This is a genomic window from Caballeronia udeis, assembly GCF_044909315.1.
In the GTDB taxonomy this organism is placed as follows: Bacteria; Pseudomonadota; Gammaproteobacteria; order Burkholderiales; family Burkholderiaceae; genus Caballeronia; species Caballeronia udeis_A.
Window position 1 is genome coordinate 74,446 of the sequence record NZ_JBIYEB010000028.1, and the last position, 13,262, is coordinate 87,707.

11 protein-coding genes are annotated in these 13,262 nt (G+C 61.1%); 2 read left to right on the plus strand and 9 right to left on the minus strand.

Going from position 1 to position 13,262, the window contains the following annotated elements:
* Positions 1-255 precede the first annotated feature (255 nt).
* Both ABH944_RS33850 and ABH944_RS33855 read left to right on the plus strand, forming a co-directional pair.
* Positions 256-1,086: an aspartate-alanine antiporter-like transporter gene (locus ABH944_RS33850; protein WP_404611827.1), complete on the plus strand. Its 831-nt coding sequence runs from the start codon at positions 256-258 to the stop codon at positions 1,084-1,086.
* Between the two features lie 119 nt (positions 1,087-1,205).
* Entirely contained in the window at positions 1,206-2,069 is an 864-nt protein-coding gene (locus ABH944_RS33855; RefSeq protein WP_404611829.1) for an aldo/keto reductase, read from the plus strand.
* 60 nt (positions 2,070-2,129) lie between these two features.
* Here the strand turns inward: ABH944_RS33855 and ABH944_RS33860 are convergent, their stop codons facing one another.
* The 9 genes from ABH944_RS33860 to ABH944_RS33900 form a co-directional block, all read right to left on the minus strand.
* Positions 2,130-4,202 (minus strand): ABC transporter ATP-binding protein, encoded by a 2,073-nt coding sequence (locus ABH944_RS33860; RefSeq protein WP_404611831.1) that lies wholly within the window; start codon positions 4,200-4,202, stop codon positions 2,130-2,132.
* On the minus strand, positions 4,199-5,062 hold the full coding sequence (locus tag ABH944_RS33865; protein ID WP_404611833.1) for an ABC transporter permease: 864 nt from the start codon (positions 5,060-5,062) through the stop codon (positions 4,199-4,201). Before ABH944_RS33865 ends, ABH944_RS33860 begins: the two co-directional genes overlap by 4 nt.
* Entirely contained in the window at positions 5,059-6,093 is a 1,035-nt protein-coding gene (locus ABH944_RS33870) for an ABC transporter permease (protein ID WP_404611906.1), read from the minus strand. Before ABH944_RS33870 ends, ABH944_RS33865 begins: the two co-directional genes overlap by 4 nt.
* Positions 6,094-6,157: 64 nt before the next feature.
* Positions 6,158-7,843, minus strand: a complete 1,686-nt coding sequence (locus tag ABH944_RS33875) for an ABC transporter substrate-binding protein (RefSeq protein WP_404611835.1) — start codon at positions 7,841-7,843, stop codon at positions 6,158-6,160.
* Positions 7,844-8,135: 292 nt separating this feature from the next.
* Entirely contained in the window at positions 8,136-8,636 is a 501-nt protein-coding gene (locus tag ABH944_RS33880; protein ID WP_404611837.1) for a cupin domain-containing protein, read from the minus strand.
* 146 nt (positions 8,637-8,782) lie between these two features.
* Positions 8,783-10,888, minus strand: a complete 2,106-nt coding sequence (gene fusA, locus ABH944_RS33885) for an elongation factor G (protein ID WP_404611839.1) — start codon at positions 10,886-10,888, stop codon at positions 8,783-8,785.
* A 360-nt stretch (positions 10,889-11,248) separates the two neighbouring features.
* Positions 11,249-11,803 (minus strand): DUF192 domain-containing protein, encoded by a 555-nt coding sequence (locus ABH944_RS33890; protein ID WP_404611840.1) that lies wholly within the window; start codon positions 11,801-11,803, stop codon positions 11,249-11,251.
* Positions 11,804-12,045: 242 nt separating this feature from the next.
* On the minus strand, positions 12,046-12,243 hold the full coding sequence (locus tag ABH944_RS33895) for a hypothetical protein (RefSeq protein ID WP_097261289.1): 198 nt from the start codon (positions 12,241-12,243) through the stop codon (positions 12,046-12,048).
* A gap of 330 nt (positions 12,244-12,573) precedes the next feature.
* The gene (locus ABH944_RS33900; protein ID WP_404611843.1) at positions 12,574-13,152 is read right to left on the minus strand and encodes a pseudouridine synthase; all 579 of its coding nucleotides are present in this window, start codon (positions 13,150-13,152) and stop codon (positions 12,574-12,576) included.
* Positions 13,153-13,262 lie beyond the last annotated feature (110 nt).

Consider the following 13,262-nt stretch of genomic DNA (forward strand, 5'->3'; position numbering starts at 1 on the left):
GCCGAACCGGGAGACGCTCTGCAGGGCTTAGTCAAACAGCTGTTTTATTGAGTCAAAGGCACGTTGGCAGCGTGTCAAAAATGAAGGAGGAAGTTAAATTCATATCGCCCCGGCTTGACGGCTGGCAAACTGACATCCAAGAGGTGCACTATTCATCGATTTCAGAATCCGGATCATAATTAATCGAATCCTTAATTTAGTCATTCCAAGCCGCTTGATCGTTACGTTTAAATAATCAATAGAGGCGATAATTTCATGATCTGGAACTTGTTGGCGAGTCAACCGGAAATTGCATTGTTCGCAAGCCTGGCAATCGGTTTTTTTATTGGCTCTTTCAAGTTTGGACCCATACAGCTCGGCGGCGCATGCGGCACCTTGATTGTGGCGCTGATTCTCGGACAAAGCGGTGCGCGCCTTTCACCAGATTTGAAGAATATTGCATTTGCGCTGTTTATTTTCGCGCTGGGTTTCACCGGCGGACCACAATTCTTTGCGAACATCGGCCGGGGCTGGCGTTACGGGCTCCTTTCCGTTGTCGAGCTGGTGGTGGTGCTCGGGCTCGTGCTTGGCGCGGTCGCGCTATTCGAGCTGGATCGCGGCACCGCGGCCGGTCTGCTCGCCGGCGCCGCGACGGAATCCGCTGTGGTCGGCACGGCATCCGAGGCCATTGGCAAGCTCGCGCTTCCTGCTGCCGAGATTGCCCGGCTGCAGGCCAACATTGTCACTGCCTACAGCGTGAGTTACCTGTTCGGGCTCGCGGCGTTCGTCGCGGCGGTTGGCCTGAACTCCGGGTTGGCGGCCGTGGTGACGGTGAAGAACAGCGGCCTCACGATCTTTTTGCTGGGCGCCGTCGTCACTATCTTGCCGCTCGTTCTCACCATGCTGTTCGGCCGATACGTGCTGCGATACACAAACGCAGCGCTTCTGGCAGGTGCCCTGACCGGATCGCGTAGCGCGAATCCCGCGTTTGGCGGTGTGCTGGACAAGGCGGAAAGCGCGGTGCCTACGGTGCCGTTCGCGATCACCTATGCGTTGGCGAATGTATTGCTGACGCTGCTGGGACCGCTGGTGGTGGGTTTAGTCTGATAAAGGGTTGAGTGCATGTGACAGTGCGAACTCATGCACACGCATGTGCACTCAAAAAAATTTGAACCGGGGGCCATGGCGTGAGCCCAACAACATCAAGCATAAAAGGGGAAGTGCCCATGACTTCGCAGCAGAAAATCGTTCTTCTTCCGGCAGCAAGCATGCATGGGACCGGAGAGCAACTTCCGGCGTTGGGCCAGGGGACCTGGGAAATGGGTGATAACGCCAGAACCCGCAACGCGGAAATCGCAGCGCTCAACGCCGGCGTGGACCTGGGGCTGACCGTGATCGATACAGCGGAAATGTACGGCGAAGGCGAGAGCGAAAAACTGATCGCCGAAGCATTGAAAGATCGTCGTGACGCGCTTTTTATCGTCAGCAAGGTCTATCCGCATAACGGTAGCGAAGCCGGTGTGAAGGCCGCGTGCGAACGAAGCCTCAAGCGGCTGCAGACTGACCGCATCGATTTATACCTGCTGCACTGGCGTGGCGGCGAGGATCTTGAAGGGGTGATCGGTGGCTTTGAGACCTTGAAAACGCAGGGCAAGATCCGCCACTGGGGCGTGAGCAATTTCGACACTGAAGACATGGTCGAGCTCTTCGCGCTGGAAAACGGCAACCGGTGCGCGACCAACCAGATCTTGTACAACGTCGCACGGCGCGGTCCCGAATTCGATCTCCTGCCGTGGCTGCGCGAACGCAATATGCCGGCAATGGCCTACAGCCCCGTCGATCACGCACGCTTGCCGAAACAAAGCGTTCTGAATGACATTGCGAAGGCCCGCGGTTTGTCTGCGATGCAAATCGCGCTCGCCTGGGTCCTGCAACAACCGCAGGTCATGGCGATCCCGAAAGCGGGGAGTGTCGCCCACGTGATCGAGAATGCGGCGGCGCGAGAGGTGAATTTGTCGGTGGAAGAACTGAGTCTCATCGACACCCAGTTTAAACCGCCGAAATCAAAACGCCCGCTGGAAACGCTTTAAACCTTCAGGCCGCTGACATGCTGACATGCCGGCGTGATGCGCATGCACGGACCCAAGCGCTCACTCAGGCTTTTGCAAGCGCCTCAGGTCGGCCACGGGAATGTGACATCGAATCCTGTGCTCATCGGTGGCGTGCGCGTACGGTGGTTCCTGGTGCTCGCAAATCGCACCGATCTTGCGCGGACAGCGCGTATGAAACACGCAGCCGGAGGGTGGATTCGCCGCGCTCGGCAGCTCGCCCGAAAGCCGGATGCGTTCGCGCACCTGCGATTCATCGCCGATCGCCGGAATCGATGACAACAACGCCTCGGTATAGGGATGATGCGGTCCGTCGAACACGTCCGTCGCCCGGCCGATCTCCATCAGCCGGCCGAGATACAGCACGGCGATACGATCGGACAAATAACGCACCACATGCAGGTCGTGCGAGATAAACACGTAACTCACACCGCGTTCGCGCTGCAAGTCGACGAGCAGGTTCAGGATGGCCGCTTGCACGGAGACGTCGAGAGCGGACGTGGGCTCGTCGCAGACCACGACTCTCGGATCGCCGGCAAACGCGCGCGCAATCGCCACACGCTGCTTCAACCCACCCGACAATTGCCGCGTTCGCGAACTCAGATAACGTTCGGGCAAACGCACGGCGGCAGTCAGCGATTGCAGCCGCGCTTCCTTCGCCGCGCCGCGCAACGCGCCGAGTTTCGACAACGACCGTGCGATCAGCCGACGCACCGAATGCGCCCGGTTCAACGCGGAATCCGGATTCTGGAACACGATCTGCAGCGACTTGACCTGCTCGTCATTGCGGCTTGTCACGCGCGCGGGCAGGGCGGCGCCATCGAGTTCTATGGACCCGCCCGCGTCCGGCGAGAGCAGGCCCAGCAGCAGCTTCGCGAGGGTCGTCTTGCCGCTGCCGGATTCACCGACAAGCCCAAGCGTTTCGCCCAGCGCGAGTTCAAGCGATACATCGTGCACCGCTCGCAGCGATTCCCCGCCGACATGAAACGTCTTCGATAAATTCTCCGCGCGCAACGCAACCGGTGAATCCGTCCGATCGATAGCGGCGCCAAGGACCTCCGGCGTCGCACGCGGCAAGTCGGCCGCGCGTTCGTGATAGTGGCAGCGCGCCATCTGGTCGCCATGCGCGGCCTTGACCCGGTACGGCGGCGGCGCGTCACGATGACAACGGTCATCGGCGAGCTTGCAGCGCTGCGCATAGATACACCCCTGCGTCACCGATCCCGGCAGCGGCAGCGACCCGGGGATGGTGTCGAGCCGCCCTGTGTCCTTGCTGCGTCCCGTGGTCGGCAGGCAGCGCAGCAGGCCCAACGTGTACGGATGCCGCGGCCGCGCCAATACATCGCGTGTCGTGCCTTCCTCGACCAGTTTGCCGGCATACAACACGCCGATGCGATCACACATCCGTCCGATCACCGCCAGGTTGTGGCTGATAAAAAGCACCGCCGTACTCAGCTCTTTGCGCAGTTGCGCGATCAGGTCTAGCACCTCGGCTTCCACCGTGGCGTCGAGCCCGGTAGTGGGTTCGTCGAGGATCAGCAACTCGGGATTGCACGCGAGCGCCATGGCAATCACCACGCGTTGCTGCATGCCGCCCGATAATTGATGCGGATAACACTCCATCACGCGCTCGGGCGACGCGATCCGCACGCGCCGCAAGATCTCGATGGTGTGTTCCAGCGCTTCATTCGCCGACGCGCCCGCGAGTTCGAACGCTTCAGATACCTGCCGCGCGATGGTCAGCGACGGATTCAACGCGCGGCCCGGGTCCTGATAAACCATCGATACCGCGTTGGCGCGCATGTGCCGCAAGACGTCGGCGTCCATCGCCGCGATGTCGCGGCCGGCGATCGAAATCTTCCCCGACTTCACGCGGCCGCTGCGTGGCAGATAACGCACTATCGCGAGCGCGGCGGTGGACTTGCCACAGCCGGATTCGCCGACCAGCCCGTACGCCTCGCCACGTTTTACCCGCAGCGAGATGTCCTGCAAGACTTCGCGGTCGCGGCCGCGCGAGCGGTACGCAACCGTCAGGCCGACAATGGTCAGTGCGTCGGTTTCGGCGCTCTTCGAGCCATCGAAGATGGGGAAGGCAGAGGGCGGCGGTCCGTTCATCGATCGAGAACTCCCTGGATGCCGTCGGCGACGAGGTTCACGCCGACAACCAGCGAGGCGATCGCCGCGGCGTCGAACACGACCGTCCACCACGCGCCGCCCGCCATCAGCGTGTAGCACTCCGAGAGTGCGAGGCCCCAGTCCGCGGACGGCGGTTGAATGCCGAAGCCGAGAAACGACAGCGTGGCGACCGCGAAAATGGCATAACCCAGCCGCACGGTGGCTTCCACGATGATCGGCTGCAGCACGTTCGGCAGGATCTCCGCGAACATGATGTAGAACGCGTTTTCGCCGCGCAATTGCGCGGCCAGCACGTAGTCGAGATTGCGTTCGGCGAACACGGCAGCACGCACGGTGCGCGCAGTGATTGGCGTGAAGGTGATGCCGATCACCAGGATCACGGTGAGGTTGCTCGCTCCAACGGCCGCGAGGGCGAGCAATGCAACGATCACCAGCGGCAACGCGAGCACCGCGTCTATCAGGCGGCCGGCAACGTTGTCCACCCATCCATCGAAATAACCGACGATCAAGCCAACCGCCGTCCCCGCCACCGTGCCAAGCAGCGTGGCCAATGGCGCGATGGTGAGAATGTCGCGCGCGCCGACGATCACGCGGGCAAACACATCGCGGCCGAGCTGATCCGTGCCGAACCAGTGCGTGGCGTCGGGCGGCGTGAGCGAGTTCAACGGATCGGACGCGTACGGGTCTTGCGGCACGACCCAATGTCCTATCAGGGCGCACGCGACCCAGAACAACAGGATCAGCGCGCCGATCACGAACGTGGGCGAGCGCAGCAGAGCCTTGCTGCGTTCAAAACGCGGTGCCTTGCGCGGCGCGGGGGCGACGGTTGCGGTGCTCATTGTGCGTTCCCCACCCGCAAGCGCGGATTCAACACAACATACAACGCATCCGCGATCAGGTTCGCCGCCGTGTAGATCACGCCCACAGTCAGCACGCCCGCTTCGAGCATGGGGAAGTCCTTGCCCTTGGCTGCGTTATAAATGAGCGAGCCAATGCCCTGGTAGTGAAACAGCGTCTCCACCACCACCAGGCCGCCGATCATGTAGCCGAGTTGTGTGGCTGCGACGGTGACGGTCGGCAGCAGCGCATTGCGCAGCACGTGCCGCATTATCACTACGCGGCGCGGCAGGCCCTTGAGGATCGCGGTGCGGGTGTAGTCGGCATCGAGCGCTTCAACGGTACCTGCACGTGCCATTCGCGCGATGTAGCCGAAGAACACCAGCACCAGCGGCAACACCGGCAGGATCAGATGCTGCAACTGGACGAAACCGTTCGACCCTGGCGGATACGTCGCTTCAATCGGCAGCCATTGCAGCCAGATGCCAAAGATCAGGATCAGCACGATGGACGAGACGAACTCCGGCACCACCGTCGCCGATAACCCCGCAATGCTGATGGTCCGGTCAATCCATCGCCCCTCGTGCAGCGCGGCGTAGACACCGCCGGCAATGCCCAGCGGTACGACCACGATAAACGCCAACGCGCCGAGCTTGGCCGAATTCAGCAGCGCCTGGCCTATGAAGGGGGCCACCGGCGCGCGATACGAATACGACTCGCCCATGTCGCCGCGCAGGAAGTGGGTGATCCAGCCGGCATATTGCGTGAACAAGGGCCGGTCGACACCCAGTTGATGATTGAGTGCGGCGACCGCGCGGGCGTCGGCTAGCGGACCGAGGATGGCGCGGCCGACATCGCCGGGAAGCAACTGGCCGCCGGCGAATACGATCACCGACAACAGCCACAACGTGATGATCGCGAGCAGCAGCCGCACGCCCACGAACCGTGCAATGCGCGTGGCGCTTCCGGCGTTGCTGCGTGAGCTTGCTTTCGACGCGCCCGGCGCGGCGGGAGGAGAGACCGTGTTCATTATCGGAGCGTCCTCGGGTCAGGCTTCATTCAGCAGGCTTCAATGAGCGCGAGACTCAAAGAACCGGCTACGCGCCGATGGTCGCGCGTTGGAAGTACAACTGCGAAATGGCATTGAAGCGCACGCCGCTCACGTTCGCCCGCGTGACGATCAACTGATCGTAGAAATAGGGAATCACAAGCGGCGTTTCATCGAGCAGGAGGGCCTGGATCTGGCCCGACAGTTTCTTCTGCGATGCCACGTCGAGCGCCGCCACGAAATCCGCCACCAGCTTGTCGTATTGCGGATTCTTGAAATGCGCGGCGTTCCAGGTGCCCCCGCTGGTCAATGGTGCGTTGAGAAACACGTTCGGCACGCCACGATGCCCGTAGTCCGTAATGCCAAGCGGCGAGTCGAGCCAGTCCGACTTGCCGTACGTGCCGGCGCCGTAGTACAGCTCCTGGCTTTCCACCTTCAGCGTGATGCGGATGCCGACCGCCTTCGCGGCGTTCTGGATCACGACCGCGAGATCGGGAATCTCCATGTACTTCTCGGTCGTGAGCGTGACGTCGAAACCGTTCGGCACGCCTGCCGCCGCGAGCAGCTGTTTTGCCTTCGCGACATCGAGCTTGCGTTGCGGCACGGACAGGTCGCTGGACGGAAACACCGGGGAGAACGGGCTATCATTGCCCAACGCCGCGCGGCCCTTGAACAGTCCCTTCACCAACACGTCGCGATTCACCGCCAGCGCCAGCGCCTGACGCACGCGCTTGTCCTTGAACGGACCGGTGTCGGTACGCATATGCATTTGCCTGTGCGCGCTCGACTTCACACCCAGCACCTTGAACTCGGGGTTCGTCATCATGCTGAGCCCGCCCTGCACGGTGAAGTCCCCCATCACGTCGGCTTGCCGGCCTTGCAGCGCGAGCAGTTCCGATTGTTCGTCGGCGTAGAACGCGAACGTCACCCGGTCCGGCAGCGCTTTGTCGCCCCAGTAGCCGGGATTGCGCACGAACGCCGCGCCCACTTTGGGCGTGTACGACTCGAACTTGAATGGCCCCGTGCCCGGGAACGACTTCTCGTATGTGCCGCTGAAATTCGCCGGCAGGATCACGGCGTTGTACGTATCCGACGACACGTAGTACGGGAAATTGCCGTTTGGCGCGTCGAGATGGAACTCGACCGTCATGTCGTCGATAACCTTCACCGACCCCTTCGACAACACTCCCTTCAGCACCGACAGCGCGGCTGACCCGCTGGCCGGATCGGCGAGGCGGTTGAAGGTGGCGGCCACGTCCTTGGCGGTCATCGGTTGACCGTCGTGGAACTTGACGTTCGGACGCAGCTTGAAGGTCCAGACATCGCCTTGATCGTTTGGCTTCCAGGAGAGCGCGAGGGAAGGGCGGAGCTTGAGCTCCTGACCGTCGTCGTCGATAAGAAATTCGCCGGTCTGGTTGATCAACGCGAGGCCGGCAGGGTCGGTGACGGTGAGCGGATCGACCTGGCCCGATGGCGTCAGATGCGCGACGCGGATCGTGCCGCCGGGTTTTCCCGCGGGCGTCTGTGCGCGTGCGTGCGGCATGCCGATCAGGCCGCCGGCGGCCAGCGACAAACCCAGCAAGCTTGCGTGCCGCAGCAACTCGCGCCGCGAAAGCCGGCCGGCCTTGAATTCATCGATCGCATGGTTGCCGAGTTCTCCCGCCGATCCCCTCGACTGTTCCAGCTCTGCATGGAAGGGAAAACGTGAAGTCAGATCGGGTACGGTCTTTTTCATCGGGCTGTCCGGTTCAGGAGGCGGTTGTTGTTTTGACTCGACGAGACTGCGTTGGCCGAACCGGGTATTCGGGTATCCGGTCATGGGGGCGGCAGTGACGGAATCGGATGCGCTTTCAGTTTAGCGGAGCAACGACTGTTCCGATTCCCGTCGCGCGCTTCGCGGACCAATTAATTGCGCGGCTGTCGGACGAGCGCGACGTTACGGAAAAGCTTGCTGAAAGTGGGCGGACACGGCGTCAGGAGGGCGGTAGGAAATTCCGCGCCGTGGGGCTTGCGTCACGCTGTTGCTCTCAATGCTGATGCGGATGTTTATGAATCGGATCGACCCAAAACACTTCCTCTGGCTCCTCCACCGCATCGATATTCAGATTCACCACCACCGCCTCGTTGTCGCTGCGCACGAGTACGCATTCCAGCGGTTCGTCGGTGCGCGCGTTGATCTCCTGATGCGGCACATACGGCGGCACGAAGATGAAATCACCCGGTCCGGCTTCAGCGGTAAATTCCAGATGATTGCCCCACTTCATGCGCGCCTGTCCGCGCACGACGTAGATCACGCTTTCCAGCGCGCCGTGATGATGTGCACCGGTCTTTGCGTTCGGATGGATCGTGACCGTGCCTGCCCAGATCTTCTGCGCGCCGACGCGCGCCGCGTTGATCGCCGCTGCGCGATTCATGCCCGGCGTCTGCGCGGTGTTGGTATCGAGTTGATCGCCCTTGATCACCTTGACGCCGTTCTCGCGCCAGTCGGTGTGCTCATGGCCGTGCTCGTGCTGAGGTTCGTCGCTCATTGTCTTTGTCTCCGCCTATTCATGGAAAAGCTGCAGTCAATCTACGCCACAATTGCGCGCGCAAAAAGCAAAAAGTCCGTTGCCGCCGGGAGGCAACAACGGACTTGATTCAATCGTTCAACCTCGCTTGGCGAGCCGGACAGCGTCTACTTGACCTTCGAATTCACGATGGCTTCCGCGACGTTGTTCGGCGTCTCTGCGTAGTGCTTGAACTCCATCGTGTACGTGGCGCGGCCCTGGGTGAGCGAGCGCAACGTGGTCGAGTAGCCGAACATTTCAGCCAGCGGCACCTCGGCGCGCACGATCTTGCCGCCGCCGCCCGCGATGTCCTCCATACCCTGCACGATCCCGCGGCGTGAGGACAAATCGCCCATCACGTTGCCCATGAAATCCTCAGGCGTTTCCACTTCCACGGCCATCATCGGTTCGAGCAGCACCGGCTTGGCTTTCCTCATGCCGTCCTTGAACGCCATGGATCCAGCCATGCGGAACGCGTTTTCGTTCGAGTCCACGTCGTGGTACGAACCGAAGGTCAGCGTCACCTTCACGTCCACCACCGGATACCCTGCCAGCACACCGGCCTTCAGCGTTTCCTGAATACCCTTGTCGACTGCCGGAATGTACTCGCGCGGCACGACACCGCCCTTGATGGCATCGACGAATTCGTAACCGCCGCCCGGCTTCTGCGGTTCCAGTTTCAGCACCACGTGACCGTATTGACCACGCCCGCCCGACTGCTTGACGAACTTGCCTTCAATATCCTCGACCGGAATACGGATCGTCTCGCGATACGCCACCTGCGGTTTGCCGACCGTCGCTTCGACGCCGAATTCACGCCGCATGCGGTCCACCAGAATTTCCAGGTGCAACTCGCCCATGCCGGAAATAATCGTCTGGCCGGATTCCTCGTCGGTCTGCACGCGGAACGACGGGTCCTCCTGCGCCAGCCGGTTCAACGCGATACCCATCTTTTCCTGGTCGGGTTTCGTCTTCGGCTCGACGGCCTGGGAGATCACCGGCTCCGGGAAGATCATGCGTTCGAGGATGATCGGATGAGCCGGATCGCAGAGCGTGTCACCGGTGGTCGCTTCCTTCAGACCCACGGCCGCGGCAATATCGCCGGCGCGCACTTCCTTGATTTCCTGACGCTCGTTCGCGTGCATCTGGAGAATCCGGCCGAGCCGTTCCTTCTTTTCCTTGATCGCGTTGTAGACCGTATCGCCGGAATTGACCACGCCCGAATACACCCGGAAGAAGATCAACTGGCCGACAAACGGGTCCGTCATGATCTTGAAGGCGAGCGCGGAGAACGGGTCTTCGTCGGTCGGATGACGTTCCGCGTGTTTGTCGTACTCGTCCACGCCCATGATCGCGGGCACGTCGGCCGGCGACGGCAGGTAGTCGATCACCGCGTCCAGCATGGCCTGCACGCCCTTGTTCTTGAACGCGCTGCCGCAGAACATGGGGACGATCTCGCTCCTGAGCGTGCGCGCCCGGATGGCTTCCTTGATTTCGTCTTCGCTGATCGTTTCACCGCCGATGTACTTGTCCATCAGCGCTTCGTTCGCGTCCGCTGCCGCCTCGATCATCTTCTCGCGCCATTCTTCGGCAGTGGCGAGCAGGTTCGCGGGGATTTCCTGGTATTCAAACAGCACGCCCTGGCTGGCTTCGTCCCAGATGATTGCTTTCATCTTGACCAGGTCGATCACGCCCTGGAAGTGCTCTTCGGCCCCCACGGGAATCTGCATGGGCACGGCGACGCCCTTCAGGCGCTCGCCAATCTGGCGTTGCACGCGGAAAAAGTCTGCACCCACGCGGTCCATCTTGTTGACGAACGCAATGCGCGGCACCTTGTATTTGTTGGCCTGGCGCCAGACCGTTTCGGATTGCGGCTGAACGCCGCCTACCGAGTCATAGACCATGCAGGCACCGTCGAGCACGCGCATGGAGCGTTCCACTTCGATGGTGAAGTCGACGTGTCCCGGGGTATCGATGATGTTGATCCGGTGTTCCGGGTAATTCCCGGCCATGCCTTTCCAGAAGGCCGTGGTGGCGGCGGAGGTAATCGTGATGCCGCGCTCCTGCTCCTGCTCCATCCAGTCCATCGTGGCCGCGCCGTTGTGAACCTCACCAATTTTGTGATTCACACCGGTGTAGAAAAGAATGCGTTCGGTGGTGGTGGTCTTGCCGGCATCGATATGAGCGCTGATACCAATATTCCGATAGCGGTCGATGGGAGTCTTGCGGGGCACTTGAACCTCCTGTTGATTGGTTGGAGCCTGGTAGCCCGAACCGGGCGCAATGGCCCGGCCGGCAGCTCCGGAGCGAAGCTTTCTCGTGCTTGGTGGCCGCTTCGCTGGTTTATTAGGATAGCGCGTCGACAGGGTCTTTGCAGGATTCTTGCCAGCTCGCCGCAAAAGATGAATCTTTGATGACGCCTGGACCGTATTCAGGGCGCTGTCCCGCGTTGTGTCCTGTGCAGCGTATAAGCGGGAACCAAGCAAAAAGCCGGCGCGCGCAAAAAGCGGGCGGCCGGCTTCGGGCACGAATGGAACGGCTGGCGCCGGTTGAACGGGGGCGTGAGACGCTAACTGCCCCGCTCGGGGCACACGTTATTGCGGTGCAGGCAGCCCCTTGATCTGCATGCCCGGCTGAATCCCTTTCGACGCAAACCAGCCCTTGCTCATTTCCAGCGCGTACACGCCATTGTTGCGCGGGCAGTGGTTGTTTTCCGTCTCAGCCTGCATTTCGTCGATATCCGTGACCGTTCCGTCCGCGCGCATGAACGCGATCGACAGCGGGATCAGGGTGTTTTTCATCCAGAAACAATGCACGGCCGTCTCATTGAAGACGAACAGCATGCCTTCGTTAGGCTCGAGTTTCGTGCGATACATCAGGCCTTGTTCGCGATCGGCGTCGTTCGCTGCAACGGCGGCGTCGATCACATACATGCCCGCGGTGAGTTTGGTGTGCGGGAAGTCGGCGGGTTTTTTTGCACCCGGCGGCATTTGTCCGGGTTCTGCGGCGAGCGGTTGGGCGTGAACTGCAAGCGGCGCGACTGCAATGAACGAGACGAGCGGAACGGCGAGAGCAACAAGTGCGCGGCGCACCAGGCGACCAAGATCAAACGATGAAACCGAACGGCGCGAGAGTCCTGAAAGACGCACGGCGAAACTCCTGATGAGATGAAGCCGGTTAGCTGAAGAATCGGTGAAGAACTGGCGCATGTTACTTGAGCGCGCGCACGCCGACAAAAAGCGCGTGGCGGATGCACCCTGCGCAAATATCCCGACTCATCCAGAGACCCAAAGAAAAAGGCAGAAACCGTTGCGGGTGTCTGCCTTTCAATGCCGCTTTCGCGGCAGCACTGCTTGGTTGTAGCGTCGCGTTACCGCGATCTATTACCAACTTACTCCGACGCGGCCGAAGCGGCAGCAGCCGAAGCTGCCTTCTTGTGCGTAGCCTTCTTATGCGTCGTCGACTTCTTGTGCGACGCCTTGTGAGCGGTCGAAGCAGCTGCAGGAGCCGATGCTTCCGGGGCCGAAGCTTGTGCGAATGCAGCCGTTGCGAACAGGCCAGCGACGAGAGCAGCGATCAGTTTGTTCATGTTGTGAATCCTCAGCTTTAGTTTGATTAACCTTGTGACCCGGTCGATGGAGTCATGTCGGTAAACGAGCCATCCACCTTTTGGTTGACAGGGGGTTCGAACAAAACTTCGATCCCGCTGCGAGCGCTTGAACCTTACATAACGCCTTCGCATGCAAGCAGTGTGCTGAGGTTCTTCGCTAATGCCGGATGGCGGGTTTAAGGCATCTGCTGCGAATAACGCCGCACGCGGGAAGTCCGTTGACGTGTTTTTTCGCGATCGTGCAACGGCGATTGTTTGGAAAACGAAATTAATTTGTAATGTTTGGATGCCAGAGCGAATTGGCGCGTTTCAGACGATGCCGTTCCATGGCGCGCGTGGCGCCAGATTGATCGATGCACCGGGCTCTAATCCGAGCGCGAAGATATCCAGTGCGCCGATACCCACGCGCACCAGTCGCAGCGTTGGGTACCCGACTGCTGCGGTCATTCGACGCACCTGCCGATTACGACCCTCGGTGATCGACAGTTCGATCCAGGTGGTCGGGATAGCGGCGCGGTATCGGATGGGCGGGTTGCGCGGCCACAGTTGCTCGACCTGTTCCATCGGTTCCACCCGTTTGACGCCGCACGGCCGCGTCACGAAATCCCCGAGGTCGACGCCCGCGGCCAGACGCTCGAGAGCGGCCGCATCGGGCGCACCATCCACTTGTGCCCAATACCGTTTGACCAGCTTGTGACACGGCTCGGCTATACGCGCCTGAAGCGCGCCATCGTCAGTGAGGAGCAGCAGGCCTTCGCTGTCCGTGTCCAGGCGGCCGGCCGGATAAACGCCGGGCGTCTTCACCCAAACGCCGAGCGAAGGGTGCTTTTCATGCGGCGAAAATTGACAGATCGTGCCGAACGGTTTGTTGAGGGCAAGCAACGGCATGGTGGGAAATCGATAGGAAAATGAGGTAGCGTCCAGGAGCCGCGCGGGAATCAGGCTATGGCGAATGGCGCGATATTAATGCATAATCCAAAACATCAAACCCCAGGTCT

Coding starts and splice junctions, on each gene's coding strand:
- ABH944_RS33850 (WP_404611827.1), top strand. CDS start 256: ATGATCTGGAACTTGTTGGCGAGTCAACCGGAAATTGCATTGTTCGCA.
- ABH944_RS33855 (WP_404611829.1), top strand. CDS start 1,206: ATGACTTCGCAGCAGAAAATCGTTCTTCTTCCGGCAGCAAGCATGCAT.
- ABH944_RS33860 (WP_404611831.1), bottom strand. CDS start 4,202: ATGAACGGACCGCCGCCCTCTGCCTTCCCCATCTTCGATGGCTCGAAG.
- ABH944_RS33865 (WP_404611833.1), bottom strand. CDS start 5,062: ATGAGCACCGCAACCGTCGCCCCCGCGCCGCGCAAGGCACCGCGTTTT.
- ABH944_RS33875 (WP_404611835.1), bottom strand. CDS start 7,843: ATGAAAAAGACCGTACCCGATCTGACTTCACGTTTTCCCTTCCATGCA.
- ABH944_RS33880 (WP_404611837.1), bottom strand. CDS start 8,636: ATGAGCGACGAACCTCAGCACGAGCACGGCCATGAGCACACCGACTGG.
- ABH944_RS33895 (WP_097261289.1), bottom strand. CDS start 12,243: ATGAACAAACTGATCGCTGCTCTCGTCGCTGGCCTGTTCGCAACGGCT.
- ABH944_RS33900 (WP_404611843.1), bottom strand. CDS start 13,152: ATGCCGTTGCTTGCCCTCAACAAACCGTTCGGCACGATCTGTCAATTT.